Origin of the sequence: Paenibacillus gansuensis (genome assembly GCF_042684925.1) — a bacterium.
In the GTDB taxonomy this organism is placed as follows: Bacteria; Bacillota; Bacilli; order Paenibacillales; family DY6; genus Paenibacillus_N; species Paenibacillus_N gansuensis.
The window spans coordinates 346,242-372,502 of record NZ_JBHUME010000005.1 but is presented as its reverse complement, the minus strand read 5'-3'; the positions used below and the strand labels follow the sequence as shown (position 1 = coordinate 372,502).

The following is a 26,261-nucleotide window of genomic DNA, read 5'->3' as shown; positions in this document are numbered from 1 at the left end:
AATTCAATGTCAATCACGGCAAGCCGTGAGCTTAGCCGGCTGTCGGGCTAAGCTCCTGTTCCTTAAGCACCGCTAATTCTAGGACATACTCCGCGATTTCCAGCAATGACTCTCCGCCCATCCGTTTTGGATGCCTCAAGATCTCCTCACGGGACTCTTTCATCATCCGGAGCGGCCCTTCAAACGATTCCCCGCTGTCCATCGCTTCTCTCACCTGCAGAGCCCGTTTTGTCATCCAGTGATAGTGCTCGAGCACTTCAATCCACGGCAGCAGGTTGTTCCTCAGTGCGGTGTTACGCATTCGATTTTTCAAGTGATAGCAGGCTTCGTCCAGTCTCGTTACATATTCCTCTAACTCCCGAACCGCTTCTTCATCGGTGCCCGTACCGCCTCTGAGCCGTTCCATTGCCGCTTCCGCGAGCTCCCTCAGCCTGCTTGATTCTTCTTCGCCCAAGCATGACTTCAGTGAGTGAGAGGCGAACAGCTGTAGTTCCTCAGCGCTTGCTCCGCCGAGATCAAGCAGTGCTGATCTCCACGAAACTTCCGGAGAATATTCCCCCGGATCGTGCATGTAATCAGCCCATGTCAGCAAGGACAGCTTGGAAGCTTCCGCCTGATTCATCACATTTACGAGGATGCCCCGCACCGATTCGGGAAGTTGGGCATCCCGGCCCCGGATCGGACCAAGATGCAGCTCCGACTTCATATCAAGGTCGTTGACCGGATAGTTATCCCATAGAATCGGCTTCCTCCGGACGGCTTCCGCAAAGGCTGAGACCTGCTCCAAAGTTATTTCAGGGGAACAAATCTCCGGTCCCGTATAAAACAGGTCAATGTCCGGGTTCAGCTTCTCGCCAAGCTCCAGCACATACGCGCTGAAGGGAGCCGAACCATGATAGTCGGTGGGGCACAGATTCAGCGTACAAGAAGGGTCCAGCCCCAGCAGCCATTGATACACCCGGTTGGTTACGTCTGCATGCGCTTCGGCAAAGGTGGTATACCTGCTGCGGTCCGCCGCATGCTTGAATTCGGATGCTATGTCGTCAAGTGTGATACTGAAGTCGCGCACGCCCCGTTCATAGAAGGCAAGGAATTTCGCCGTCACGGCGGCGAAATCTTCATCGGAAGCGTAACTCATCGTAACTCCGCTGCCGATGGAATAGCAGAACCGGATGCCCGCTTCGCGGGCGATCGACACTGTCTCTTCAAATTCATCCATAATATAGTCCGGATACGGCTCTCTCCACCGCATCCGGTGCTGCCGATCGTTTTTCGGGCCATATAAGTAGAAGTTGAAGTCGTGCCTGCCCAAAAAACGGATCAAATCGTTCCTTTCCGCAGCCGTATAGTACACGCCATAGAAACCTTCAATCACTCCGCGTATACTGAATGGGGAGTTCGCTCTGGACATGTGGCCGTTCCCCCTTACAGACCAAAGTCGGCCGCATGGCCCTTACTGCCCAGAAAATCCGATATTTTCTCGACAACCGTTGCTTCTACAGCCTGCAGACCGACCTCCAGTTCTTCCGGAGACAGCTTCATCAGCTCAGCGTTCGTCATCCGCTCCTTGCGGCCCAGCGCTTCCAAGAGCGCCAGCTCAAGGTCCGTAGCGATGTTGACCTTGCTGATGCCGCCCTCAGGCAGCTGAACCGCTCGTTCAATCATCCAGGCAGGAACACCCGATCCGCCGTGAAGCACGAGGTGCACCGGTGTTAGCGATCGAATCGCCTCCAGCCTATCGAAGTCGATTTTAGGCTCCTTCACCATATATACGCCGTGCGCCGTACCGACGGATACCGCAAGAGAATCCACGCCGGTTTCATCAACGAAGCGTTTTGCCTCCTCCGGATTCGTATACAGTTCCTCATCGTGGTCCGTTTCGATAAAATCCGTCGTTCCGATCATTCCGAGTTCCGCCTCTACAGAAACGCCTTTGTTATGGGCATAGCGGACAACCTCCCGGGAAATCTGGATGTTCTCCTCAAGCGGCTTCTCGGACGCGTCGATCATGACGGACGTAAAGCCGGCCGAGATCGCCTCTTCAATAACCGAGAACACCTTCGTGTGATCCAGATGCAGCACTGCAGGGACGGAAATTTTCTCCGATTTCATTTGGGCATAAAATTCTTCCGCGAATTCCCTCGGGCTGATCCCGTAACGCTCAAGCTCCTTTTGCGAAATCTGGCAAATAAACGGTGACTGTGTCTTCTGCGCAGCCTTGAGGACCGCTCGTATCACCGGTGTATATCGAGGCGAGAATGAGCCGATTGCGTATTTCCCTTTTTCCGCCATGACGGAAGCCTGCTTCAAGGTTACAACATTGCCGGGCTTGCTGGTGATTTCCATTATGATTCACTCCTCGTTGATTTGGTCATGATTTCATGTACTTTTTGCATACCGAGGCGTGGACTGGTCACAAAGCGCCCTTGCATTTCTTTCGGCAGCAGATCGGCAACGCGGGCCATGGACGCTTGCGCCAATACGACGAGATCCGTCAGCAGGACCAACCGCTCCAGTTCGGAGGCAAGCACGTCGTCATGGCCTTGTTTATCGCCCGCGAGTAACCGGCGATATGCTTCCTCCACCAACATCGGGCTCAGCTCCACCCGTTTTCCGGCTTGCCTCGCCTTCGCTTCAAGCAGCGTGACGGTAGGCTTCAGCGTCGTCTGCAGTGTTGCGGCTACCCCGATACGGCTGCCGAGCCGAACCGCCTGCTCCGCCATCGCTTCATCAATTCGTATAACCGGAATTGTTACCGCGGCCCTTTCCTTCTCCACCAATGCTCCGACAGAAGAACAGGCGTTCAAAATACAGTCCGCCCCCGCTTCCTCGGCGAATTTAGCATAGTGCACTAGCCGGTTCTCAACCTCCGCTAAATTCCCGCCGTTACGCGCAAGCTGCGGGAGAATGGAATCGTCCACGAAATTAATGACACTGCAGCCGGGAATCAGCTCCCCTGCCAGCTGCTTGAGCGGATCTACCGTCACAGTTGTTGTGTGCAAAATGGCAAGTGTTTGCATAAGCATCTCTCCTATGGCCTTACATTTATGAGCAGCATCAGCATATTCTCAACGTTACGATTTGGGCGGGTCCGGCATGCAAGGCAATCCCGCCGTCCTCAAGCAGCTCCGCGTTCGATAAGAACTGCTCCTTCAGGTTTACATATTGTATTGACGAAGGCCTTTCCGCAGCGGGGAAAGACGGGACATAGATGACCGCGCGTGTCGCCTCCTTTGCCACGTTCCAGAAACGGAGGATGAGCGCTTCGCCATCCTCCGACTGCTTGCAGGCACTGAGCAGCAGGCTGTGGTTGCCCTCAACCCGGATGCCCTCGCCGACCCAGGCGGAGGAGCCTTCATGCTTGTCTGTTGCCGATCCGTGCATGGGCGTCATATATTCATGCGCATCCCTGTATGCCTCGGAATCCAGCCACGTTCCACTGTGCGGAATGATCGAATATTCCGCTGTGCAACGTCCCGGACACTGGGCGTCCGGCTGAATCGTATCCGGTCCGGCCCCGCCGACCCGGCTAAGCAAATCTTCCCTAGACAGCCATCCGACCGACCGCACAAGCGTTACCGCAATCGTACCTGTGCCGTCATCCGGCACTTCATATTCCGGAAGGCCTTTGTTTGCAATCATAAGACCGCGTCGGCCGTTGTTTACACTGACATAACCCTGCTGCGGCAGCTCTCGCACGAACGGCTCCGGCCATCCGTCGCCTTCCTCCGGCACCTGTACAGGACGCTCTATGACATCAAAATGTCCTTCCGCATAGGAAGCACTCACGTTACAGCCCAGCGGAAACAAGGCCCTGATCCGGTGATCCTCCGAGCGATTGTCCCACTCGGTACGCACATCGATGCGGGCGGTACCCGCAGTAAGCGTAATGTAGGATGTCATACGATGCGGAATACGGGTCGCCGCCCGGCTGAGGCGATCTTCAGTGAGCCGCTCCGGAAGCTCCCAATCCACATCGACACGCATTGTCGCACGCGCATGGCCTGCCTCCACTATCGATACGTGCACGGCATGGCAGTGCTCATTTGTTCGAAGAACGGCATTGCCAAGGGGCGCGGAGTAGTTGTACGTATCCCCCGCATCCCCTCCATCCTCCAGAGCGTTCAGCCCTTCATAAACCTCACCGGTTCTTTTATCCGTCACGGTAAGAGTGCCGTTCTGAAGGTTAACGTCAATTCGCAGGAACCGGTTCTCCATGGATGCATTGCCCAGAGACAGCTCTGCCTCAGCAGTGCTTCCCTTCAGCTTGGCCGTAGGCTGCAGCGCCGTAAAGTAAACGAGTTTCGGATCCTGCCGCATTTCCCGCTTCGCCAAACGATAAGTCCGGTAGCCGAAGCCTGGAACGTCCAATGCGGTAAATGTGACCTCGTAATATCGCGTCTTATCGGTACCCGGCTGCATCCCCTCAACCGGTCTGACTTGGAACAGAACCTCCATCCCGTTCTCGTCCGTTAACACATGCGTTCGCGGATGAGGCTCAAACAGATGGCGTCCAATCCATACATCCACTGCTCCCGTTCGGCCCCACGGCAAGGGATTCCGTGCGACAAGCGCGGTATCGCCTTCATCCAGCGACGAAGTATCGATCGCTGCATTAAGCGCCTGAACACTTTTTTCAATTAGAGCCCTCGCAATCTGGTGTGACTGATCGAAACGCGGAAGCATTTCACGATGCACCTGGTCGATGGAGCACCCACAGATGCTGTCATGGGGATGATTCTGTACCAGCTGCTCCCATGCCGTCCAAAGCAGACTAGACTCATACCTGCGTCCTGCCGTCCTCCATGCCAGTGCCGAAAATGGCTCCGCATACCGCTCCAGTGCATTCTGACCGCGGAAGTTCAACTGCTTCAAATACATGCGTGCCGAAAGCACGCCCGGCAGCAAATGAGGTGCATCCGCTCCGGTCTGCCTAAGCTCCCCGCGAATAATTTCCAGCTTCGGCGCCTGCTCTCGTACCGCATCGATAAATTCGGCGGTTGTCGCCCACTGCAGCTCTGCAGAGCCCTCCAAATCCCGGTTGACCTGCTTCAGTAATCGCGGCAGCCGCTTATCGATCAACCGGTGGTCTCCGCCATAGGGCATTAACAGGCAGTCGGTTGAAGTGCGAAGCTTCCACCGCTCGAGGGAACGTCGTACACGGCCATAGGTTTCGTCATAGGTTTTGAGCGGATTGTCGAAGTGCAGAAAATCGACCACGTAATAGCCGTCCGGAAACCAATATGTGAACACCTGGGTCCCATCCGGCGCCTCCCATAGGAATTCGGACCGAAAGGAGCCTGCCGGGCCGCCAAGCCCTCGCCAAACCATCGCATTGTCGATTTCGAAGCCCTGAAGAAGCTGAGGCATTTGGGAGATATGCCCGAACGTATCCGGTATATATCCCACTTTCAAGTTGTCATATCCAAGCCTGCGGGCCACCCGTTCGCCAAGCCACAGATTTCGGATATGCGCCTCGCCGCTGACCAGAAATTCATCCGGCAAAATGTACCAAGGTCCGCATTGAATCCGGTTTTTACGAATGAAGTGCAGAAGCCGGTCCTGCATCTCCGGCCGGATTTCCAAATAATCTTTCAGCACAACCGTCTGACCGTCCAGCAGAAAGCATCGAAAGTCCGGATCGTTCTCCAGCGTGTCCAGCAGCTCGTCGATCAGTTCGACGAGACGGATGCGAAAGTCTTGCATGGTAGCCCACCATTCGCGGTCCCAATGCGTGTGGTGGTACACGAATACGCGGTACTTCTTATGCGGCATCCCGACTGCGTCTTGCACCGGCTCGTGTTCCCCATGCCAAGCCGGCACATCGGATGCAGCCTCTTGATTCGCAGTACCACTCATGCCCACCACGCTCCGTTAGCAGCATCTTTCGCTCCAGTGAGGGCCATGCTGTCCACGGTGCCGGCTGTCTTCCTCTCACCGATCCCCAGCTTCGCTTCCTCTGCAATCCGGCCCATTCCTTTATTCCGGCGGGCATCATCCCAAGCCTTGCGGATTAACGCATAATCCTCGGGCTCAAGAGCTTCCTTTGTCGAATCGATGTGGCTGACATAATATAAAGAAGGAACCCCCAGCTCCGCCTGAAGCGAGACGTAATCCCGCCAGTCCGATTTGTTCGTGATCGGCCAATTATCCGTATCGATAATCGCATCAGGACAGCCAATCGCCGCAACCTTCGCGCGAAGAGTCATCGCTTCGACGACATCCTTACCCGTGTTGATGTCGTTGAGCCGGATCATATCGACTACGTCCGCAAGATATGGATGCGGGGTGTGCGACATGATAAGAGCATCCGGTTTAACTGATTTTGATTCATCATATAAAATCCATAAATATTTTTTCATCAGCTCCAAGCCCCACTCCGAGCCGTATGCCCGAATGCCGGGTCCGCTTGGAATACGGGCGGAGAAGTCGATTTTGAAGCCGTCGGCATCGTAGCCCTCCGCTGAGAGCATATTGCGGATCGATGTCCTCAGGCGCATTTCGAAATCAGGATTGGTCGGATCGAACGCGATCGGCAGTCCGCCCGCATTTCGGATGCACTCTTCGGCAGGTATTCCCTCAGGATCCCAAGCCTTCAGCCAGAGCAGCACCTTTTTTCCCTCCTGATGTTGACGGCGGATGAATCCCTGGAGATCGGGCCACTTCTCCTCATCTACGAAATTTTCGCCGTACTGCGCCTGCCATTTATCATCGAGCACTACGATTCCCGGCGTAACGCCATTCTCATCAAGAACGTCCATGAACTGCTCATACAGTTCCTGCCTCGCAAAATTCGGGGCACGATCCTGCGCGACAGAAGCGGCGTAGCACTGCGAGCCCCAACCGCAAAAAATAGGCTCCGTCCACCAGTCCGGCTTCTCTTCCGGCTTGCCAAGCTTGACATACCCTTGTTCATGCAGTGATTTGACGTGGGCAGCCAGCGCGCCATATTCCGTATCCGCAAAATCAAATCCGATAGCTGGAAGGACATAGCTACCGTTTACGGTCGTATGACCTTCGTAGGATAAGGATAAATAGAAACCGAATTGTGCATGATAGCTGAACTCTGTGAAGGTGTTATGCCCCGGACGGGCCTCTATTCCCATACCCACCCAGTTTTGCGCGCCTTCAAATGCGAAGCAGAACGGAGGCGGGGTGAAGAACCAGTCCCCCTTGCCGGGAAGAGGCACGCCCATCAGGTCGATCACCGACCCGCCCGTCGGCGCGAAATAATTGACCTCCTGCCCGTTCGGCTCGGGATTAAAGCCTTGCTCAAACCGCTGACCGGACCAGAAAAACCCTGAACCCCAGCGTACATGCCCTGAATAATAACCGCCGAAATAGTTGACTTCCGCCAACTGTCCGTGGCCGTCTACCTCCATTTCGTATGTGAATCGGGTCTTTGTACACCGGAAGCGGTATACCTTGCGCTCCCACAGGGAGCTTTTGGCTTCAATGGAAGCTACACAGGTCTCGCCTTGCTCTTCCACCTCCCAGCTTCCGAGGATTTCGACCGTGTCGTCCCTTCCCGTCAATGTGTGAATGCTGGAAGGCACGAACAGCTCCATCAGCAGATTTCCGGACCCATCCTCTACAAATACGAACGGTCTATCCTTGGCGAATGTCAGCTTATATGGATCGCCTTTTATGTGTAAGACGTCATTTTCTCTGTGAATCAGCATGGTCTTCCTCCCTGTATCTCTGTTAGTGTCTCTAGCCCTTGGTTCCGGCCGAGATATTCATACCCTCGATAAAGTAACGCTGGAAGAAAAAGAACATAGCAATGACCGGGGCCAAGGCAATTAGGGATGCGGCCATTAAATAATTCCATTGAGTCAGCTCCGCAGAACGGAAAGCCGTAAGACCGATTTGAATGTTGAACATCGACTCTTTGTTAACGTAAAGCAGCGGACCGAGGAAATCGTTCCAAGCCCCTTGAAACGTAGAAATGGCAATGACGATGACAGCCGGCTTCGCAAGCGGAACCATAATCCGGGCCCAAATGTAAATATGGTTCGCCCCGTCGATTTTGGCAGCCTCAATCAGATCCTTAGGAATGCTTAAATAAAACTGGCGCAGCATGAAAATCTGGAAGGCACTTCCGAAAAATCCCGGAATCGTCAACGGGAGATAAGTTCCTACCCAGCCGAGCTTGGAGAACAGGATATATTGCGGAATCAGCGTACAAAACCCGGGAATCATCATCGTGGCCAGCATCAGAGAAAACAGGAAGCTTTTTCCTGGAAATTTGATTCTGGCAAATCCATAGGCAATGAACGTATTGGAAAGTACATGGGAAAAGACACCGACTCCGGCCAAAAATAAAGTATTGAGCGCATAAATGCTGAACTTTCCCTTGGTCCATGCATGCACGTAGTTTTCGAATTGAAAAAAGTGCGGATACTTCGTCGGCGGATAGGTCATAATCTCCTGCATCGATTTCAATGAGGTTGAGATCATCCACCAGAACGGTGCCAAAATAATGAGACCGAGCCCGCTTAAGACAACTACAATGAAGAGATTAAGCATTCGTTTCCGTGCGCGCTGGCCTTGGAAATAAGACTTGGAAGGAGTAGCAGCCCTAGCCGCTGCAGCCGCCGTATTCATCTTTGATCTCCCCCTTCATAGTGCACCCACAGCTTAGAGAGCCCCATATTGATTAATGTAAGAATAATGACGACAACAAACAGGAACCAGGCCATCGCGGTGGCATACCCCATTTGGAACGACTGGAACGCTTTAAGGAACATATGCAGATTGAAAAATAAGAGCGAGTTCATCGGAGATCCCGGCATATTTGCATCGTTGACCATAACATAGCCTTCCTGAAAGATCTGGAATGCACCGATCAGATTGGTTACGAGTTCGAAGAAGATGACCGGTGTGATCATAGGGACGGTTACGTGCCAGAATCTGCGGATGCTCGATGCCCCGTCAATTTCGGCCGCTTCATAAAGATGATCCGGCACCCCTTGCAGGGCAGCCAGGTACAGCAGCATGCCGCCGCCCGCACCCCAAAGCTTCATCAGAATGACAGCCGGCTTCGTCCACTGCGGGTCGGTCATCCAGGACGGCCCCTCAATTCCGATCCAGCCTAGAGCCAAATTCACAAGGCCGCTTCCGGGATTTAGCAGCATCATCCACAAGTAGAACACGGCGACGCCGGCAAGGATGGAAGGCAAGTAGAACACCGTGCGAAAAATCCGCATACCGGGAATTTTCTGGTTCAGGGCTACCGCCAGCAGCAAAGCCGCGAACGTAGTTAATGGAACGTTGAACACAACGTAGAAGAGCGTATTTTTGAGGGATTTCCAAAACAACGAATCATGAAAGAACATATTGCGGTAATTCCGCAGTCCCACCCAATCCATCTTGGAGGTAATGTCATAGTTCGTAAAACTCGTATACAGCGAAAAGAGCAGAGGACCGAAGGTAAAAGCCAGAAATCCGATAATCCAAGGTAAAACAAAAGCATAACCCCACAGTGCCTCCCTGCGCTCGAGCGAGAACCTGCGTTTTTTTACCGGTGTTGCAGCCATGTGCTTCACTTCCTTTCTCTATGTGCCTTTTGCAATATTTAGAAAAAAGGGGAGCGGCTGAAACCCAACCACTCCCTGCTTTTAGATCAACCGCCGTTTTGCGCAATTAAATCCGATACATCTTTCTGCGCCTGGTCAAGCCCTTCCTTCGGCGTTTTTTGCTTCATAAGAATGGCGTCGCTTTGCGGGTCGATCATTTTCAGCATATCAGCCGCTACGTCCGGCCGCGTATAAACGCGGGTATCCTTCAGGTTGTCGACTGCTGCTTTGTAAACCGGATCTTTGATCAGCTCCGGATCATTGGATGCTTTAACGTTCGCAACGTTATCATAGTTCTTTACTGCCCAATACTTTTGAGCATCGATATCGGTTAAGTATTTAATGAATTCCCAAGAGGCTTCAGGATGCTTCGCTCCGGCCGGAATTTCAACGACAAAGCCGCCGCCGGTGCTCCAATGTCCCGCACCCGGCTTGGTTTCAGGGATTGGTGCCACGCCTACTTCCATGTTCTTACCGAAGTCGCGGATTTGAGTTTGGAAGGTTACTGCATCAGGCCAAATCGCCACCTTGCCGGCGATGAACGGATTCGTTTCTTTGCTGCCGAAGGTTGCCTTGAACTCATCGATGTTCTTCTGGCCCAGGCGGTCCGTATAACGAAGAACGTAGTTATAAGCGTCAATTTTGGCCTGTGTGTTGATGGTAGGCTTGCCGTCTTCTCCCAGGAAGCCTACCCCGCCGTCAAAATTGGCTGCAATGGCCTTCGCATCGAAGCCTGCGAAATGAGGAGCGTAGCCGATGCGTTCATATTTGCCCTTCGCATTTTTCTTATCCAGCTTGATTGCCGCTTGCTCCAGTTCGTCCCAAGTGGCCGGGAACTTCTCCGGATCGAGCCCTGCCTCGCGGAATGCCGCCTTATTGTAGAACATCATCCGCGTATCGGTTACGAACGGAAGTGCGTAAGGCTCATCCTTGTACAGCATCGTTTGGTATAGATCAGGACGGAAGCGGTCTTTGACATCTTTTTCTTTCTCAATGAACGAAGCAAGATTGGTGTTCTGCTTCTTCGCAGCACGAAGGCCGACCTCTTCAATGCTGTTTACAATCACATCCGGCGGGTTCCCCGCAGCAATTTGGGCCAGCGATTTGGTCCAGATGTCGCCAAACGGATAATACGTATGCTTCACTTCAATCTTGCCTTGATGTGCCTGGTTGAAATCGGTGATGATCTTCTCGATAATCGGACGGCGGGTCTCTGAGCCCCAGAACGTCCAGAAATCAAGTACGACTTTCTCTTGCGAGGTGCTGCTGTTTGTTGACGAGCTCGGGGCTGGATTGTTCTGATTTGCATTGTTGTTGGAGCAAGCTGTTAAGGCTACACCTGCAAACAGAGTTAAAGCGAGTGTAAATACGGCGGATCTTTTCACTCTTTTCATCTCTTGGCCTCCCAATTTTAAAATCGTCATCAATCCCACAATACTTCTACCTGAACGGTCAATATTTAACCGCTTTCATGTGGGGTGTTGAAGTATTTAACATAGTTTTACCGCAGATCCGTCAGAATGTCAACGTTTTCATTGAGACTTTTTGAATGTTTTGTTTTTGGGGTTTCGATGTATAATGAATTACAACTTACTGTAAAGGGGTATGAAAAATGGAGAGTGTAGGTATATTCAATGTCCGGCTTTTGGGCGACGGCGAAGAAGCCCTGTCCGGCTCCGTCATCGTTCGCGGCGGCCAAATTGAAAGCGTACATTACGGCAATGATGCTGCAGCTGCAGCAGATATCACGCTTGACGGGTGCGGCCAGCTGCTCATTCCCGGGATGATCGACGTACATATTCACGGTGCGGACGGCTTTGATATGATGGATGGCACTGATCGCAGCGTCGAGGCCGTATCGTCAGCATGTGCCCGATCGGGCTGCACCTCGTTTCTGGCTACTTCCGTTTCCTCCTCCTTAGAGGATCTTCTTCGTATGATTTCAAGCGTATCCCGGGTTGCCGGCAAGGAGCCGGGTGCTAACATTGCGGGGATTCACGCGGAGGGGCCCTATTTGAACTTGAAGAGGAAGGGGATGCAGAATGAAAACTATTTGCGGCACCCCAATCCGGAGGAAATGAAGATCATTCTGGACCATACCGGCTCTCTTCTGCGAATGGTGACCATAGCACCGGAACTGCCGGGCGGTATGGAGATGGTTTCCTTTCTTGCGGATCGGGATATTATCGTGTCCATCGCCCACTCCGACGCTACCTACGAGGAAGCCAAGCAGGCGTTCCAATGCGGAGCCAGTCATGTTACGCATTGTTTCAACGGCATGCGGCCCATTCATCACCGCGACCCCGGCCTGGTCGTTGCAGCTTTCGAGGAAGAGCATGTCAGCGTACAAGCCATCGTTGACGACGTCCATCTCCACCCGGCCATTGTGCGGCTGATGTATCGTGAGAAAGGTGCCGGCAGCATGGTGCTTATTACCGATGCGCTGCAGGCCATGGGCTTAGGCGACGGTAAATACGTCTTTGGCGGTCACGAGGTCATGGTTAGACAAGGGGTTGCGACGCTTGCCGATGGTACACTTGCTTCCAGCACGGTAACCATGAACGAAGCATTGGCCAAAACCGTCCGAGCGGGCATTCCGCTGAGGGATGCAGTAACAATGGGCACAAAAACTCCGGCCGATCTTCTGGGCTTAGAGAAGAAGGGCCGGATTAGGGATGGTGCCGATGCAGATATGGTTCTCTTGGACGACGAATTTCAGGTCTTATGGACGATGGTCAACGGGAAGCTTGTCTACCGCAGGTAAGCATTAAGCATCCTCTCGTTATGCAGCCATTCGTCGTATGCAAGTAGAGGCTGTCTCAGCGGCCAATAGCCTTGCTCAAAAAAACGTTTGTATTGAACATGGGTCTCGGGGCTCGGTCGAATGATTCCCGTGTCCCGGTTCCTAACGGCGGCGGCCGCTCCGGGAAAGTCCGGATAAATGCCGGCGGCTACGCCTGCCGTGAGCGCTGCACCGACAAGCGTCGCCTCCATCATGGCGGGCAGCTGGAGCTCCAAGCCCGATACATCGGCTTTGATCTGCAGCCAGTGACGGTTCCGCGTTCCTCCCCCTACCACTAGCAGCCTCTCGATAGGGCTTCGGTTGGCATCTTCACCACTTCGTCGTATAGCCTCCATCTGATACGCGTTTCCTTCCAGGACAGCTTTAATTAGGTCTCCCCTCCCATGCTTGGACGATAAGCCGATAAACGCACCCTTGGCATAAGGATTCGGCTCAGGCGCACCGCTCCCGATGAGATGAGGAAGAAAGATAATGCCGCTCGGCTTGCGGTCCGCCCGGGTCAACTCCTCCAAAACTTGCTCATAGCTCAGGGGCGCTTCCACACCGAACAGCTGGCGCAGCCATTCGACCGATCCCCCTGAAGCCGAATGTCCGCCCATCCAAAACAGATGCCCTTTTCTCGGATGTAATCCGAAGGATAGTCCTGATGAATAATCATTTCTATCCAGCGGACGCTCCGGCAGAACGCCGACCATCGTCTCCGCCGTCCCCATAGAGTTGTAAACATCACCCGCGGCGATCGCTCCAACAGCAAGCGATGCGCATACATGGTCATGACCGGAAACACATACTAACGTGTCTGTCTGGAGCCCCAGCTCCTCCGCCAAACTCGGTACAACCGTACCGGATGCGGTTCCTGCCTCAAGTACCGGGGGGAACAGCTCCGTTGGGAGATCAAGATGCTCCAGCAGCTCCGTGTCCCAAGCACGGCTATCGATCCGAAAAGCATAGGTACGTGCGGCAAGCGTATATTCTTCGCCAATGTTTCCGGTTAAGCAATGAGCGATGTATGCGGATACAGAAACCCATACACCGTTCTGAAGACTTGCCGGGTCGTACTTTTGCAGCCATAGAAGCTTGGCCAATCCATACTTATAAGAAGGACGCAGCCCTGTTCGGACAAACTGCTGCAGCACATCCACGCTCTGTTCTAACTTGCCGGCTTGCTCCAAGGCGCATCTCTCAAACCAGGGAAGAATCATCGTTTGGGGCTCTCCGCTCTTCCTTCCGATGACAAGCCCGCTTTCCGCCATACTTGTAATCCCGACAGCCGGCACAGGTGGCCGCCCGGCCTGTTCTACGACCTCTCGGATGAGCTCCGCCACCGTTTTCCACAGGACTGCGGGATCAAAATACATATAACCATCGGGATGGTGAAACTGGCGGTTCGGCCTGCTTGCGGCTGCCAAACAGTCTCCTTGCTCGTTCATTATCCCTGCTTTCATATTCGTGGTCCCCACATCAATAGCCAGAAGCATGGAACATCCCCCCTTATATTCGAATAGTTGGAGTATAAACGGATCGGCTCTCAGCGGCAAGTCCCGTTACTATGTACCTAATCATCACTAATAAACTCAATGAAAAACGCCCTGCGTTCGCATACCGAGCGCAGGGCTATCTATTCATGTTAAGTCCGGACTACTATATGCCGTTCGTTTTATCACAAGCCTTCGTGCAGATTCCGCATTGAGCCTGTAGTACCGGGTGTCGTTCTCATCTGCTTTGTGAATAATCTGCTGACATAAGCTGTATCGCGTAACCCGTATTTGGCAGCAATTTCAGCCCCGTTCCGCTGTAAGGCGAATATCGATCTGCTTTTCAAGCGCCTCGACGCTCTCCGCCCCAACCCATACGTTCCCTACCGTAACCGAGGGCCCTTTGCCGCATCCGATACATTGGGAGAGGCATCGTTCCACCGTAACCAGGCAGCCTGCCTTCGCATATTTCTCTAACAGTAAGCCGTGTCTGTATTGCTGTAAATTACGGATACAGCACATCATAACAGTTTCCATTAGACGATTACAGCTTTTCCGGACTTGGCAATCAGCGGGCCGTTGTCGAACAATTCGCCGGTTTCAGGGTGTTTCGCGCCATCCATGGAATACTGCATTATATAAGCCTTACGCGTTGTTTGACTACGGTTCGGCGTACTGCGGTGAAACAGCAGCGAATGGAATGCGACCATGCTTCCTTTTTTCAACGGAACCGGCATCCCAGGATCCTCTCCAAAGTAACATTGCCAACCGATATCTGTTTTCACATGTTCCACAAATCCCAGCTTGTGCGACTCCGGCTTCACCCAAATGCAGCCGTTCTCCAGAGTTGCATCCTCTAACGCCAGCCAGCAGGTCATGTAATGCACCGGATCCGTTGGAACATACCCGTTATCCTGGTGCCAGGGAAAATCTCTGTTTGCTTCGGGACGCTTGTAAACCGATTGATCCCAATATAATCTGATATCTGGCCCCAAAATAGGTGTAGTAAGTTCAACAAAGCGGCGGTCGCTGATAAAACGTTCAAGCGTTGGATCTTGGCGGGCCAAATTGCAAGTGAAGTTGATCTGATTCGGGATGCTGTTAAAACTTTGCCCCGCTTTTCTCAAGGCAGCCTCCGAAGCATCGTCGAACCGGTCGATCCGGCAGCGGATGGCATCCACCTCTTCTTCCGTAAACAACCGATTCAAAATGATATACCCCTGATCATCGTAGTGCTGAAGCTGCTCTTTCGTCAACATTCCCATCTCTCCCATCAAGTGAATTCAATTCAAATTCCTATTTTCATTATGAGATGAGGGGGATAAACGGACAATGAGCTTATTCCAGTTATCATTGTACTTTTTCCACTTTGCAGGAGAGCGGGTCTGCATCTTGGCACGACGGGATGAGGCTTGGAAATTCAATTAAATAAAGGGTTTACTCGGCGTCCGCCGCTACGCGAAATCCGCAGTTCCCGCCGGAGCTGTCCGGTGTATTGCTGCTTCTGGCACCGACACGGTAACGGTTACAATAAGAACGGTGGCATAGATAAGAACCGCCGCGCATCGACCTTTTGCCTGTTGGACGCAGGTAAAGCGGGTTCTCGTTAGCTGTAACGGCATGGTAATCCGGGCTGAACCAATCCGAACACCACTCCCATACGTTGCCGGCGGCGTTATATAAGCCGAATCCGTTCGGTTTATATGCGTTTACGGGAGCCGTTCCGAGGAATCCGTCGCCGGCATGATTTTTGTCCGGAAATTTCCCCTGCCATATGTTGCAATGATGTATTCCGTCCTGCTTTAGCAAGTCCCCCCATGGGTACGTCTTCTGTTCCAGACCCCCGCGGGCGGCATATTCCCATTCCGCCTCTGTTGGAAGCCTCACCCCCGCCCACTTGCAGTAAGCCTGGGCATCATTCCAGGAAATATGAATCACGGGATGATCCAGCCTGCCGTCGATGCCGCTGCCCGGTCCTTCCGGGTTAGACCAGCAGGCGCCTTTTACAACGAGCCACCACGGTACATCCCGGGGAACTTGTTTCACTTCCTCCTTAGTCTTTTCGCTGGCGAGCAAGTGAAATACATAGGACCAGCCGAACCGTTCCGCTTCCGTCCGATATCCTGTATCCTCAATAAATATCCTAAACTGGGCATTCGTAACCGCATATGCCGAAATACGGAAGGCATCGATACTGACAAGCCGGACTGGACCTTCCCCGTCTTGCGGAAATCCCTCCGTACTGCTGCTCCCCATTAAAAACTGAGAGGAAGGCAGGTAAAGGAGATAATGTTCGACGGGCGCTTCGCCTGCGGACCGATTGGTCTGGAGCGAAGCAATATCCTGATTGCCGCTCATGCCCGGCACGGAATTTATTTGATGCCTGGACGCCGTACAACACACTTTCACATCAGACATTGAACTCATTCTCCTCCAAGTTGAATTAAAAGATAACAATGTCAGCCGGTTCTGACGCATCAATCATTCGCGGCAAATAGACCCTCCGTGAAGAGGGTCACTTCGGCAAAGATCCTGTTCTAGAGACTTTTCCGTAAGTGCCTCCCCCGCCGACCTCCAGCTGAAGCGTGCCTTCACGGGCCTGAACAATATAGGCTGCAATCTCGTCGCCTACAGCTTCAGCAAGCTCCTCTACAGAAGCTCGGTGTAGGATATTCATCTCCGTCCCGAAGCGTCCGAGCAGCAACTCCAGCTTGCGCTTGCCGAGGCCCGGGATGAACTCCAGCGGCACCTGGTAGTGGTACGGCGGCCGCTTTCGATTCGCGGGAGGCGTATCCCGGTCCGAAAGCTCGCGGATCCGGTCCATCACACCGCGGACGATTTTCTTGCTGCCGCAGTACAGGCAGCGGTCCACAGCGGACTCCTCCTCGTCCAAGATGGAATTGCACTGTGCGCAAAACGTACGATGGTATTTGCCAAGCCGGGAATTCAAGCCGTAATTAGCCGTAACTCCGCGGCCGGACTCGCCCTTCAGCGCCTTTACCACCTCATCGTAGCTGGGCGATTGCAGCGCCATAACGTTGTATTCCCTGCCTATTTTAGCCAGGGAGTGGGCATCGGAATCGGTCAGGTATGTAAAGGGGTCTAATTCGGAAATGGTGCCGGCCATCTCCGTATCGGAGCTGAGTCCCAGTTCGACAGCCGCGACGCCGTCCAGATCGAGCAGATGTTCCAGCCGGGTCGAGCAGCTGCCGTATACGCTTTTGTGCGGTGTAAAAATATGAGCGGGAATGACGATCCCGCCGCGGCCCAGCACTTCCTCCTGCAGTACGCGCGCAGGAACGTAAATGCGCTGGGAGCTCAGCTCCACATTTTTCATATGGCCCGACATCCACTTCGTAAAATCCTGCATCACCGCCAGGGTAGGCAAATATACCAGCAAATGCGCCGGTCCCAATCCGGGATCGCGCACTTCGATTTCACTTCCAAGCAGTACGGTCGTATCGTGATATTGGATGCCGCCGCCGGAGAGCTCCGTCATGTCGCCTTTATCAAGATATTGGATGATTTCCTTCTGTACCGTCGGCGAATGACAGTCAATGATTCCGACAACCTCGATGCCTTTGCGCTCCGAAGCTTCCTTGGCGATATTGTAAAACGTCAGGTCTTTGCTGCCGCTGATTTTGACCGGTTTGCCCTCTTCGGTACGGCCGATATGAATGTGCATGTCAACGTAATAGGAGCTCAGCCGGTCTGCCATGTTAAATCCGCCCCGTCAGCTGATAGACCTGCCATGCGTACACGGCCGTAATCGTTTTGGCATCGCTGATGCGCCATTCCTTCATATACTGCTGAGCCTGCTCCAGCGTGATCGCCTCGATCTCCAGAAACTCGTCCTCATCCGGATTTACCTCACCCACCGTCAAGTCCTCAGCCAGATACAAGTGCACGATCTCATCCGCAAAGCCGGGAGATGTATAGAAAGAATGCAGCAAACGAATAGATCCCGCGCGATATCCAGTCTCCTCCTCCAACTCTCTCCGAGCGGCATCCAGCGGGTCCTCACCCGGATCCAATTTGCCTGCGGGAATCTCAACCTGACTTTTTTCGAGCGCTTTACGGAACTGTTCCACTACCAGCATCTTTCCGTCAACTAAAGCAAGTACAGCTACGGCGCCGGGGTGTTTCACGATCTCGCGGGTGGACGTATTGCCGTTTGGCAGACGTACCGTATCAACTTGCAGCGAAATGATCTTCCCTTGATAAATCGGCTTTGTCTCGATCGTGGTTTCTTCGAATTTTTTGTGGCTCATATGGAACACTCTCCCTATAAAATAGTTCACTCCGACAGCAGCATCCCGCCCGACATAACTTGTCCAACCGCTGCATATACTCCCTATAACAAGGTGAACCGGCTGCCGCCGTCCTTAAGGCGGAGCAGTTCGTTTCATTCCAGAGAAATATCAGAACAGGTATAAAGAAAATAAAATATACATTCTGATATTTTACAAAAACCGCGGCAGTAGCCCTGGAATCGGAGGCTTTCAATGAAAATCTATGTATCCGGACAACACTTATCCCTATCCGGGAAGGCTTGGGAAATTCGTCATAAACTCCGCACCATGAATAAACAGGCTGGCCCCGGTGCGCTGCTCCAGGACACGTTGGCCTCCCTGACTTCCGCCCCTAGGGCAGCCTCGATAAAGCATAGTCCGCCGACGCGCATACCGCTTCGAAAAATATAGGATCGTCCGCCAGGCCCCGGTCCATGGTGGTGACGGCGATTGGATAATCCGCCTGGCTTAGGCGGATTTCTTCTTGTGCGATGTGCGGCATCCGCGGAAATGCGTGCCGCACATGAGGCTGCCCAGCGGCGCCGAGCTCCTGCGCGAGGCGCTGCTGCTCCTGCGGCGCCAGCCCGCCCGGCAGCGGAACGGCCGCCGGCGCGAGCGCCGCTTTCGTCAGCACCGTCCGCAGGTGGTGGCTGACGCCCTGATGCCGCGCGCGGGAGTCCCCGCCGGACAAGCGCGGCATCAGCACAGGCTGCCCGCCCAGCGCGGCGGCCGCGTGGATCAGTTCGGCCGTTTCCATGCCGGTATGGCCGAACTCGGTCCCGGTCCCGGCAATGCCGGGACCCATAGCGGCGATGATGATATCCGCGCCGAGCACATGTTTAGCTGCGAGAAGCGCGGTGAACTTGTTCAGCGCTTCGAGATCGCCGCCGTAGGCATGGCCGCACGTAACGGTGCCGCGCAGCCACCCGAGGCCGCGGAGCGCGGCGATATGCCGGCTGAATGCGGCCGGCAGGGCACCGCCGTCGGTCATGACGTAGGCGACCGACGCCCCGGGCTGCTGCTGGCGGATGCGGCACACCGCCGCCGGCAGCATGCTGTGCAGCTCGCCGATCAGTACCGGCGTGCCGCACAGGCTTAGAGGCTCCTGAAAGAGCCCGTGATGCGGGCTCTCGGGAGCCTCGACGCTCACGACCGCGCGCTGCAGCGGCGTGTAGCGGAGTTTCATCAGATGCCCGGCTTCGCGCGGGTCGTCCGGCAGCTTTACAGGAACGCTTAGCTGCTTCCCCTCCGATATCCCGCAAAAGCCCGCAACAAAATCCACACCGCCCGTACCAAGCCCCATCACAGAGGCCGTACCGTTCAGCATCACTTCGTCGCCAGGCGCGGCTTTGGGGAGAACATCCGTGTAATGAACAGCCCTGACGGATACCTCTCCGTGAACAATCGTGCCGCCTTCGGCCGGGTGCATCAATCTGTCGGTTTGTACTTGCAGCACCTGCATCCCGCTGCGTTCCTCCAGCACATTTACGACCAGGCCCTTTCTCCAAAGGATCATCGCATTCCCGCCGTTTCCTTACGGATTAAGAAATATGCTTTCATACTTGTTATAAAACTCTTCTTTCAGCAAACCGTAGACCCGCATATCCCGGGGCTTCCCGTGATGATGCTCATGGCTACGCAGCGTACCTTCATGCATAAACCCGGCACCTTCCAGCGTCCGGCTCGACCTCTCGTTAAAATCATATGCTTCGGCGTACACCCGCTCCAGATTTTTCACCGTAAAGGCATAGTCGATCAGCAGCCTAAGCGCCGTTCTCCCTACGCCCCGGTTCCATACCGTACGGTTGCCCAGCAAAATGCCGACCGCCGCTTTACGGTTCTCCGTATCGATCATCGCCAGTTCAACTCTTCCGCAAAGTACGTCTCCGGCCACAACCGAAAACATGATAAAATCAGCCGGCGGGTTCATTATATAACCTTCATATTTTTGCCTGAACAAAGCTTCCGATCTCCGGTTTCCCCAGCCGCTGTAGGTTTCAAGTTCGTGATCCAGATGCCATTGGTACATCATATCGATATCCCCGGGCTCCATAGGCCGGATACTGATATCCCCTAGTGTAAACATGTATTTAACTCCCCTGCCTATAGTTATGTAAGCTTTATTATTTTACCACAGTAACGCTTTATGCTAAAATTTCCCCTTTGCAGGTAGTTTCATCTGTGTTGCATCTGCAGTTTCTTCTGCTCAGTTCTACCTCAGCCATAAGTTTAGCTAACGAAACTCAGACACGCTATTTCGGGCAAAATCCGATGTTTTGAATGCTAACGAACCCTCATCACCTTATTTAGCTCATTTGTTCCTCAAAAGCGGGTTTTTCAGCTAATTAGCGTGTCTTGGGTTCGTTTGATGGAGGAAGGGGCAGATTTGGGGCAAATGGCGATCCTAGGACTCATTAGCTCACCAACGCCAGGCTTGCAAATAAGTATGATGAAATCCCAAAAAAACCTGCCCGCATTTACCGCCGGGCAGGCTTTCCTGATGATGGTACTTTTACCCCTTAGCCACTTCCTGCACAATTGCAACCACAGCACGTGCTGTGTCTACCAATTCCGAAACAAGAATTTGCTCTTTCGTGGTGTGGATATGCTCATAGCCTACCGCGAGGTTGACTGTCGGAATACCCATACCGTTAAACATGTTCGCGTCGCTGCCGCCGCCGGTCTGGAACGTGTTCGGCGTTTTGCCGATCGTCTCCAACGCACGCATAGCCAGTTGAACAACCGGAGCGTCGTCGCCGTAATTGAACGCAGGATACAGCAGCTCGGTCTTAATGTCCACTGTCGCGCCAAAGTCGGATGCCGCGCTCTCGAACGCCTCTTTCATGTGCCCCACTTGCTTGTCGACCTTCTCCTGGTACAAGCTGCGCGCCTCGGCTTCTACACGGACGTAATCACAGACAATATTCGTCTGATCCCCGCCTGCAAATTTACCGATATTGGCGGTCGTGTCTTTGTCCAGACGGCCAAGGTTCATACGGGACACTGCTTTACTCGCCACTTGGATCGCACTGATACCGTCTTCCGGATTTACGCCGGCATGGGCGGATTTACCGCGAATGTCCACATACAGACGAACTTGCGTAGGAGCTGCAACGGCAATGCCGCCAACGGCACCGTTCGAATCCAGAGCATAGCCGAAGTCCGCATCCATGTAGGATGCATCCATAGCGCGCGCGCCGATCAGGCCTGATTCTTCGCCGACGGAGATGACGAATTGGATTTTGCCGTGAGGTATGTTGTTTTCTTTCAGAACACGGATCGTCTCGAACATAGCCGCAATCCCTGCTTTATCGTCCGCCCCGAGAATCGTCGTGCCGTCACTGCGTATGTAACCGTCCTCGTCGACGCGCGGCTTGATTCCTTTTCCGGGAGTAACCGTGTCCATATGACAGGTGAAAAACAGTCTAGGCAATTCTTTATCCGAAGTAGCCGCTAGAGAAGCAAACAGGTTATTTGCTCCAAATCCCGTCTTCTCCTGGGCGTTGTCCTCGGTAACCGTCAGCCCGTACTCAGCGAACTTCTTTTTCAGTACCTGACTGATCTCCTGCTCGTTCCTCGTTTCGCTGTCAACCTGCACCAGCTCCATAAACTCCTGTACCAACCGCTCCTGATTCACCATTGAGACTTCCCTCCAACGACAAAAATGAGTTACAATATGCTTAAAGTATAACGCTTGTTCATCAAGAAACCAAATGGAAAGGGGTAACCGACCATGGGTCAAAATAACCGTTGGTTTAAGATCGTCATCTACATCATGCTGGGGGCTATGCTGCTCTCCACCCTTCTGATGTCAATTACTCCTTTGCTTCAATAACGGAACGCTCGGTCAGAAGGCCGGGCTGTTCAAAGCCGAACACCCTGCAGAAGTGCGGAAGAATGCCTTCCGCCGCTTCTTTCAGCGAAATTCTCCGGCCCGTGCATTCCTCTAGCGACGTGACTCCATATTCGGTAATCCCGCATGGAATAATCCCCTGAAACCCGTCCACTCCCTTATGAATATTAAAAGCAAACCCGTGGCTCGTCACAAATCCCCTGCGGTGCCTGCATTTATTGAATTTGACCCCGATGGCGCAAATTTTCACGTCTCCGACCCAAACGCCGGTATACTCTTCTTTACGCGAGCCTTCTATGCCGAATTCCTGCAAATAATCGATCACGGCCTGTTCCAGATTTCTCAAATAACCATGCAAATCCAAACCCTGCGCATCCAAATAAACCAGCGGATAACCCACCAGCTGCCCGGGACCGTGATATGTGATGTCACCCCCGCGGTCGATCTGAAAGACCGAAATCCCGCGGCGGTTCCGTTCTTCTTCATCCCAGAGCAGATGCTCCGGATGCTTGTCGGCACCGATTGTATAAGTCGGCGGATGCTCAAGCAGGAGGAGCGTTTCCGCTTCCTCCTGCCTGTCGATCGCCTTTACGAACTGCTTTTGCAAATTCCAAGCGGCTTCATATTCCATTCTGGGATGATAAAATGCTTGCAAAGGCTTCATCAGTCATCGCTTCTTTCGTCTTAGTACAAATTTGTCTCGGCGTTGTAGCTTTCCATGTTTTCCTTAACCCGCTGCAGGAACCGGCCGCAAATGACGCCGTCCAGAATCCTGTGGTCCAGGGACAGGCACAAGTTCGCCATGGAACGCACGGCAATCATATCGTTGATGACGACAGGCTTTTTGACAATAGATTCAAAAGTTAAGATCGCAGCCTGCGGATAGTTAATAATCGGGTAAGACAGAATGGATCCAAATGAACCCGTATTGTTAATCGTAAACGTGCCGCCGACCATGTCATCCAGCTTCAGCTTGCCGGAGCGAGTCTTGCCCGACAGTTCCTCAATTTCACGGGCAATGCCCGGAATGTTCTTCTGGTCCGCTTTCTTAATGACAGGCGTCAGTACGGAATCTTCCGTTCCGACCGCCAGCGAAATATTGATATCGCGCTTGACGATAATCTTATCAACAGCCCAAACGGAATTCATGATCGGATAATCTTTAATCGCGCTTACTACCGCTTTAATGAGGAACGCCAGATACGTCAGGTTGACGCCTTCCTTCTGCTTGAATTCCTCTTTCCATTTGTTGCGCAGCTGCACGAGATTCGTAACGTCGACTTCAATCATCGTCCAGGCGTGCGGAATTTCCGTTACGCTCTGGCGCATATTCCGCGCAATCGTGCTGCGGATCGGCGTGACATCCACGAAATATTCGCTGCGGCCGGCAATCTCTTGGCCCTCTACTTCAATGTCGGGCAGCTTCGGCGTCTGGCTCAGATGGATGCCGGTTGTCCGGACCGGTCCCTGCGACTGCGTCACGGCGGCAGGTTCAGCCTGCTGCGGCGCAGCCGGAGCGGCCTGCGGCGCCGGCTTCCCTTCGGCGATATAAGCAAGCACGTCCTTGCGGGTAATCCGCCCGCCAAGTCCGCTGCCGCTTACGTGCCGAAGGTCGATGCCGTTCACGCCGGCAAGCTCCTGTACCGCCGGGGAGTACCGCGTGCGCATGCTCGTATCCGACGAGGCATGCGCCAAAGCGCTTCCCCCTGCGGCCGCGGAGCCGGCCGTGCCTGCAGCCGCAGGCTCCTGCCGCGCCGCAGGAGCCGCATAAGCGGTGTCTGCCGAGCCTCCGGCTCCGCTCTCCACCGCTTCAATGATGCAGATCGGCGTGCCCACCGGTACGTTCTCGCCCTCCTGCACCAAAATCTTCGTCAACCGGCCTTCCGCCGTAGAAGGCAGCTCCGCGTTGACTTTATCCGTAAACAGTTCGCAAATGACTTCGTATTGTTCCACATATTCGCCAGGCTGCTTCAGCCACTTGCCGATCGTAGCCGACACGAGAGATTCGGCCAGCTGCGGAACGATAATTTCCACTTCTTTGCTCATTCAAGGCACCTCGTTTATGCGGCTGTCCATGAGTCGCAGTGCAGCACCGATATGCTAATCTGCGCTCATGTCCGCCCTGTATGCGGCCTCGGACTGACGCCCGCCCGGCCGTTTGCTTCCGCTGCTGCAGTCCTGCAGCACTTAAAACAATGCCAGCTTCTTCATCGCTTCCTTGACTTTTTCCGTGTTCAGCATGAAGAACTTCTCCATCGGAGGGGAAATCGGCATCGCTGGAACATCCGGTCCGCACAGGCGGGCAATCGGAGCGTCCAGCTCGAACAGCATTTCCTCCGCTATGATGGCGGATACCTCGGCGCCAATGCCGCCGGTCTTGTTATCTTCATGCACAATCAGCACTTTGCCGGTCTTGCGAACCGCTTCCAAGATCGCTTCCTTGTCCAGCGGCTGAATCGTACGCAGGTCCAGCACATGTGCCGATATGCCCTCTTCAGCAAGCTCTTCCGCAGCCTGCAGTGCAAAATGCACCGGCAGGCTGTAAGTGATGACGGTAATGTCCGTACCTTCGCGCCTTACGGCCGCTTTACCGATTTCCACCGTATAATCGTCTTCGGGCACATTGCCATGAATCAGTTTATAGCACTTCTTGTTTTCAAAAAACAGCACCGGATCCGGATCCCGGACGGCAGCCTTAAGCAGGCCTTTCGCATCGTATGCCGAATAAGGAGCAACGATTTTCAATCCGGGCGTTCCGAAAAATATCGATTCCGGACACTGGGAGTGATACAATCCCCCGAACACCCCTCCGCCGATCGGCGCGCGGATGACGACAGGACAGCTCCAGTCATTGTTGGAGCGGTAGCGGATTTTGGCCGCCTCGCTGATGATCTGATTCACCGCCGGCATCATAAAGTCCGAGTACTGCATTTCAGCAATCGGCTTCATGCCGTACATGGCCGCGCCGATCGCCACCCCGGCGATCGCCGATTCGGCCAGCGGCGTGTCAATCACCCGGGCTTCCCCGAAGCGTTCCATTAGGCCTTTGGTCGTGCCGAACACTCCGCCCTTATGGCCAACATCCTCACCCAGGACGAATACGTTCTCGTCCCGGAGCATCTCTTCATGCATCGCCAAATTAATGGCGTCTATATAATCCAGCATCGGCATCGGTTATTCCCCCTGTTCCTGCGTCGCATAGACATGCAGCAGCGTGTCTTCCGGCTTCGGAAACGGCGCGTTGTCCCCGAATTCGGTTGCCGCTTTAATTTCGGCTGTCAGTTCCGCGGACAGCGCTTCATCCTGCTCCTCGCTCCAAATGCCGCAGTCGATTAAGTACTGCTTGTAGCGGGGAAGGCCGTCTTTGGCGCGGTTCTCTTCCACTTCTTCTTTCGTCCGGTAAGCCAGATCGTTATCCGACGTGGAGTGCGGCGAAAGCCGGTACATCATCGCTTCGATCAAGGTGGCGCCTTCGCCGCGGACGGCGCGTTCCCGCGCTTCCTTCACGACACGATACACTTCCAAAGGATCGTTGCCGTCGACACGGATGCCCGGAATGCCATACCCCTTGCCCCGGTCGGCTACACTGCCTCCCAGTTGCTTATGCACAGGAATGGAAATCGCATATTGATTGTTTTCGCACATGAAAATGACCGGAAGCTTATGCACGCCGGCAAAATTCAGCCCCTCGTGGAAATCGCCCTGGTTGCTGGATCCCTCCCCGAACGTAACGAAGCTCACAAAGCCCTCGTTCTTCATCTTGGAAGCCAGCGCAAAACCGACCGCATGCGGAACCTGTGTCGTAACCGGGCTGGAACCCGTTACAATACGGTGCTTCTTATGGCTGAAATGGCCCGGCATCTGGCGTCCGCCGCTCGTCGGGTCGTCCGCCTTGGCAAACACGGACAGCATCAGGTCTTGAACCGTCATACCGACCGAAAGCACAAACGCGTAATCCCGGTAATACGGAAGGAAATAGTCTCTCTCCCGATCCAAAGCGAAAGCCGCCCCCACCTGCGCCGCCTCCTGGCCGATCCCGGACACGTGGAAATTAATTTTGCCCGCACGCTGCAGCAGCATGCATCTCTCATCGTACCTGCGGGCGCGGAGCATGAACCGGTACATATCGACCGCCTGCTCATCCGTCAATCCTACCTCTTCGTGCTTCGTGCGGTTTCCCGCGTATGAATTCTGTATCATGGAGTAACCTCCTCAAAAAGTCGCATTTTCCTTAGCAGAGCCCTTCAATTACACAATTTA

At 53.9% G+C, this 26,261-nt stretch carries 24 protein-coding genes; 3 read left to right on the top strand and 21 right to left on the bottom strand.

Annotated elements, in window-relative coordinates:
• Nucleotides 1-31: 31 nt before the first annotated feature.
• The 8 genes from ACFSUF_RS05760 to ACFSUF_RS05725 form a co-directional block, all read right to left on the bottom strand.
• Nucleotides 32-1,411, bottom strand: a complete 1,380-nt coding sequence (locus tag ACFSUF_RS05760) for a protein O-GlcNAcase (RefSeq protein ID WP_377601022.1) — start codon at nt 1,409-1,411, stop codon at nt 32-34.
• Nucleotides 1,412-1,425: 14 nt separating this feature from the next.
• Nucleotides 1,426-2,346, bottom strand: a complete 921-nt coding sequence (locus ACFSUF_RS05755; RefSeq protein WP_377601020.1) for a class II fructose-bisphosphate aldolase — start codon at nt 2,344-2,346, stop codon at nt 1,426-1,428.
• Nucleotides 2,346-3,020 carry an aspartate/glutamate racemase family protein gene (locus ACFSUF_RS05750; protein ID WP_377601018.1) on the bottom strand — a complete coding sequence of 225 codons (675 nt, stop codon included), beginning with the start codon at nt 3,018-3,020 and terminating at the stop codon, nt 2,346-2,348. Before ACFSUF_RS05750 ends, ACFSUF_RS05755 begins: the two co-directional genes overlap by 1 nt.
• A gap of 37 nt (nt 3,021-3,057) precedes the next feature.
• On the bottom strand, nt 3,058-5,859 hold the full coding sequence (locus ACFSUF_RS05745) for an alpha-mannosidase (protein WP_377601016.1): 2,802 nt from the start codon (nt 5,857-5,859) through the stop codon (nt 3,058-3,060).
• Nucleotides 5,856-7,682 carry a hypothetical protein gene (locus ACFSUF_RS05740; RefSeq protein ID WP_377601014.1) on the bottom strand — a complete coding sequence of 609 codons (1,827 nt, stop codon included), beginning with the start codon at nt 7,680-7,682 and terminating at the stop codon, nt 5,856-5,858. Before ACFSUF_RS05740 ends, ACFSUF_RS05745 begins: the two co-directional genes overlap by 4 nt.
• Before the next feature lie 31 nt (nt 7,683-7,713).
• On the bottom strand, nt 7,714-8,607 hold the full coding sequence (locus ACFSUF_RS05735; protein WP_377601012.1) for a carbohydrate ABC transporter permease: 894 nt from the start codon (nt 8,605-8,607) through the stop codon (nt 7,714-7,716).
• Nucleotides 8,604-9,539 (bottom strand): carbohydrate ABC transporter permease, encoded by a 936-nt coding sequence (locus ACFSUF_RS05730; RefSeq protein ID WP_377601010.1) that lies wholly within the window; start codon nt 9,537-9,539, stop codon nt 8,604-8,606. Before ACFSUF_RS05730 ends, ACFSUF_RS05735 begins: the two co-directional genes overlap by 4 nt.
• 86 nt (nt 9,540-9,625) lie before the next feature.
• Nucleotides 9,626-10,972, bottom strand: a complete 1,347-nt coding sequence (locus ACFSUF_RS05725; RefSeq protein ID WP_377601008.1) for an ABC transporter substrate-binding protein — start codon at nt 10,970-10,972, stop codon at nt 9,626-9,628.
• A 218-nt stretch (nt 10,973-11,190) separates the two neighbouring features.
• Here ACFSUF_RS05725 and nagA point away from each other — a divergent pair, with 218 nt between their 5' ends.
• Nucleotides 11,191-12,342, top strand: coding sequence for an N-acetylglucosamine-6-phosphate deacetylase (nagA, locus tag ACFSUF_RS05720; RefSeq protein WP_377601006.1), 1,152 nt, complete (start codon nt 11,191-11,193; stop codon nt 12,340-12,342).
• On the opposite strand, the gene ACFSUF_RS05715 is transcribed toward nagA, so the two are convergent.
• The 6 genes from ACFSUF_RS05715 to ACFSUF_RS05690 form a co-directional block, all read right to left on the bottom strand.
• Complete coding sequence (locus ACFSUF_RS05715; RefSeq protein WP_377601004.1) at nt 12,330-13,859, bottom strand: FGGY-family carbohydrate kinase; 1,530 nt, start codon at nt 13,857-13,859, stop codon at nt 12,330-12,332. The genes nagA and ACFSUF_RS05715 overlap by 13 nt on opposite strands.
• Nucleotides 13,860-14,159: 300 nt before the next feature.
• Nucleotides 14,160-14,393: a hypothetical protein gene (locus tag ACFSUF_RS05710; protein ID WP_377601002.1), complete on the bottom strand. Its 234-nt coding sequence runs from the start codon at nt 14,391-14,393 to the stop codon at nt 14,160-14,162.
• On the bottom strand, nt 14,393-15,115 hold the full coding sequence (locus ACFSUF_RS05705) for a phytanoyl-CoA dioxygenase family protein (RefSeq protein ID WP_377601000.1): 723 nt from the start codon (nt 15,113-15,115) through the stop codon (nt 14,393-14,395). Before ACFSUF_RS05705 ends, ACFSUF_RS05710 begins: the two co-directional genes overlap by 1 nt.
• A 178-nt stretch (nt 15,116-15,293) precedes the next feature.
• Nucleotides 15,294-16,274 (bottom strand): formylglycine-generating enzyme family protein, encoded by a 981-nt coding sequence (locus tag ACFSUF_RS05700; protein ID WP_377600998.1) that lies wholly within the window; start codon nt 16,272-16,274, stop codon nt 15,294-15,296.
• Nucleotides 16,275-16,371: 97 nt separating this feature from the next.
• Complete coding sequence (locus ACFSUF_RS05695; RefSeq protein WP_377600996.1) at nt 16,372-17,574, bottom strand: endonuclease Q family protein; 1,203 nt, start codon at nt 17,572-17,574, stop codon at nt 16,372-16,374.
• Between the two features lies 1 nt (nt 17,575).
• Nucleotides 17,576-18,127 carry an NUDIX hydrolase gene (locus tag ACFSUF_RS05690; protein WP_377600994.1) on the bottom strand — a complete coding sequence of 184 codons (552 nt, stop codon included), beginning with the start codon at nt 18,125-18,127 and terminating at the stop codon, nt 17,576-17,578.
• Nucleotides 18,128-18,361: 234 nt separating this feature from the next.
• On the opposite strand from ACFSUF_RS05690, the gene mciZ reads away from it, so the two are divergent.
• A complete protein-coding gene (gene mciZ / locus ACFSUF_RS05685; RefSeq protein WP_377600992.1) occupies nt 18,362-18,559 on the top strand; it encodes a Z-ring formation inhibitor MciZ in 198 nt (65 codons plus the stop codon).
• Here the strand turns inward: mciZ and ACFSUF_RS05680 are convergent.
• The 3 genes from ACFSUF_RS05680 to ACFSUF_RS05670 all read right to left on the bottom strand — a co-directional run bounded on the left by ACFSUF_RS05680 (nt 18,501) and on the right by ACFSUF_RS05670 (nt 21,788).
• Nucleotides 18,501-19,664, bottom strand: a complete 1,164-nt coding sequence (locus ACFSUF_RS05680) for a DUF3866 family protein (RefSeq protein ID WP_377600990.1) — start codon at nt 19,662-19,664, stop codon at nt 18,501-18,503. The two genes, mciZ and ACFSUF_RS05680, sit on opposite strands and share 59 nt — an antisense overlap.
• An 18-nt stretch (nt 19,665-19,682) precedes the next feature.
• Nucleotides 19,683-20,234: a GNAT family N-acetyltransferase gene (locus ACFSUF_RS05675; RefSeq protein ID WP_377600988.1), complete on the bottom strand. Its 552-nt coding sequence runs from the start codon at nt 20,232-20,234 to the stop codon at nt 19,683-19,685.
• 426 nt (nt 20,235-20,660) lie between these two features.
• Complete coding sequence (locus ACFSUF_RS05670; protein WP_377600987.1) at nt 20,661-21,788, bottom strand: M20/M25/M40 family metallo-hydrolase; 1,128 nt, start codon at nt 21,786-21,788, stop codon at nt 20,661-20,663.
• A 93-nt stretch (nt 21,789-21,881) separates the two neighbouring features.
• Here ACFSUF_RS05670 and prli42 point away from each other — a divergent pair, with 93 nt between their 5' ends.
• Nucleotides 21,882-21,983 (top strand): stressosome-associated protein Prli42, encoded by a 102-nt coding sequence (gene prli42, locus ACFSUF_RS05665; protein WP_377600985.1) that lies wholly within the window; start codon nt 21,882-21,884, stop codon nt 21,981-21,983.
• Here prli42 and lipB read toward each other — a convergent pair.
• The 4 genes from lipB to ACFSUF_RS05645 all read right to left on the bottom strand — a co-directional run bounded on the left by lipB (nt 21,964) and on the right by ACFSUF_RS05645 (nt 26,201).
• Nucleotides 21,964-22,665 carry a lipoyl(octanoyl) transferase LipB gene (lipB, locus tag ACFSUF_RS05660; RefSeq protein ID WP_377600983.1) on the bottom strand — a complete coding sequence of 234 codons (702 nt, stop codon included), beginning with the start codon at nt 22,663-22,665 and terminating at the stop codon, nt 21,964-21,966. The two genes, prli42 and lipB, sit on opposite strands and share 20 nt — an antisense overlap.
• Nucleotides 22,666-22,685: 20 nt before the next feature.
• Nucleotides 22,686-24,047 (bottom strand): dihydrolipoamide acetyltransferase family protein, encoded by a 1,362-nt coding sequence (locus tag ACFSUF_RS05655; RefSeq protein WP_377600981.1) that lies wholly within the window; start codon nt 24,045-24,047, stop codon nt 22,686-22,688.
• Between the two features lie 141 nt (nt 24,048-24,188).
• Entirely contained in the window at nt 24,189-25,172 is a 984-nt protein-coding gene (locus ACFSUF_RS05650; protein WP_377600979.1) for an alpha-ketoacid dehydrogenase subunit beta, read from the bottom strand.
• 3 nt (nt 25,173-25,175) lie between these two features.
• On the bottom strand, nt 25,176-26,201 hold the full coding sequence (locus tag ACFSUF_RS05645; protein WP_377600977.1) for a thiamine pyrophosphate-dependent dehydrogenase E1 component subunit alpha: 1,026 nt from the start codon (nt 26,199-26,201) through the stop codon (nt 25,176-25,178).
• Between the last annotated feature and the right edge of the window lie 60 nt (nt 26,202-26,261).

Coding starts and splice junctions, on each gene's coding strand:
- ACFSUF_RS05760 (WP_377601022.1), bottom strand. CDS start 1,411: ATGTCCAGAGCGAACTCCCCATTCAGTATACGCGGAGTGATTGAAGGT.
- ACFSUF_RS05755 (WP_377601020.1), bottom strand. CDS start 2,346: ATGGAAATCACCAGCAAGCCCGGCAATGTTGTAACCTTGAAGCAGGCT.
- ACFSUF_RS05750 (WP_377601018.1), bottom strand. CDS start 3,020: ATGCAAACACTTGCCATTTTGCACACAACAACTGTGACGGTAGATCCG.
- ACFSUF_RS05745 (WP_377601016.1), bottom strand. CDS start 5,859: ATGAGTGGTACTGCGAATCAAGAGGCTGCATCCGATGTGCCGGCTTGG.
- ACFSUF_RS05740 (WP_377601014.1), bottom strand. CDS start 7,682: ATGCTGATTCACAGAGAAAATGACGTCTTACACATAAAAGGCGATCCA.
- ACFSUF_RS05735 (WP_377601012.1), bottom strand. CDS start 8,607: ATGAATACGGCGGCTGCAGCGGCTAGGGCTGCTACTCCTTCCAAGTCT.
- ACFSUF_RS05730 (WP_377601010.1), bottom strand. CDS start 9,539: ATGGCTGCAACACCGGTAAAAAAACGCAGGTTCTCGCTCGAGCGCAGG.
- ACFSUF_RS05725 (WP_377601008.1), bottom strand. CDS start 10,972: ATGAAAAGAGTGAAAAGATCCGCCGTATTTACACTCGCTTTAACTCTG.
- nagA (WP_377601006.1), top strand. CDS start 11,191: ATGGAGAGTGTAGGTATATTCAATGTCCGGCTTTTGGGCGACGGCGAA.
- ACFSUF_RS05715 (WP_377601004.1), bottom strand. CDS start 13,859: ATGCTTCTGGCTATTGATGTGGGGACCACGAATATGAAAGCAGGGATA.
- ACFSUF_RS05710 (WP_377601002.1), bottom strand. CDS start 14,393: ATGGAAACTGTTATGATGTGCTGTATCCGTAATTTACAGCAATACAGA.
- ACFSUF_RS05705 (WP_377601000.1), bottom strand. CDS start 15,115: ATGTTGACGAAAGAGCAGCTTCAGCACTACGATGATCAGGGGTATATC.
- ACFSUF_RS05700 (WP_377600998.1), bottom strand. CDS start 16,274: ATGTCTGATGTGAAAGTGTGTTGTACGGCGTCCAGGCATCAAATAAAT.
- ACFSUF_RS05695 (WP_377600996.1), bottom strand. CDS start 17,574: ATGGCAGACCGGCTGAGCTCCTATTACGTTGACATGCACATTCATATC.
- ACFSUF_RS05690 (WP_377600994.1), bottom strand. CDS start 18,127: ATGAGCCACAAAAAATTCGAAGAAACCACGATCGAGACAAAGCCGATT.
- mciZ (WP_377600992.1), top strand. CDS start 18,362: ATGAAAATCTATGTATCCGGACAACACTTATCCCTATCCGGGAAGGCT.
- ACFSUF_RS05680 (WP_377600990.1), bottom strand. CDS start 19,664: ATGATCCTTTGGAGAAAGGGCCTGGTCGTAAATGTGCTGGAGGAACGC.
- ACFSUF_RS05675 (WP_377600988.1), bottom strand. CDS start 20,234: ATGTTTACACTAGGGGATATCAGTATCCGGCCTATGGAGCCCGGGGAT.
- ACFSUF_RS05670 (WP_377600987.1), bottom strand. CDS start 21,788: ATGGTGAATCAGGAGCGGTTGGTACAGGAGTTTATGGAGCTGGTGCAG.
- prli42 (WP_377600985.1), top strand. CDS start 21,882: ATGGGTCAAAATAACCGTTGGTTTAAGATCGTCATCTACATCATGCTG.
- lipB (WP_377600983.1), bottom strand. CDS start 22,665: ATGAAGCCTTTGCAAGCATTTTATCATCCCAGAATGGAATATGAAGCC.
- ACFSUF_RS05655 (WP_377600981.1), bottom strand. CDS start 24,047: ATGAGCAAAGAAGTGGAAATTATCGTTCCGCAGCTGGCCGAATCTCTC.
- ACFSUF_RS05650 (WP_377600979.1), bottom strand. CDS start 25,172: ATGCCGATGCTGGATTATATAGACGCCATTAATTTGGCGATGCATGAA.
- ACFSUF_RS05645 (WP_377600977.1), bottom strand. CDS start 26,201: ATGATACAGAATTCATACGCGGGAAACCGCACGAAGCACGAAGAGGTA.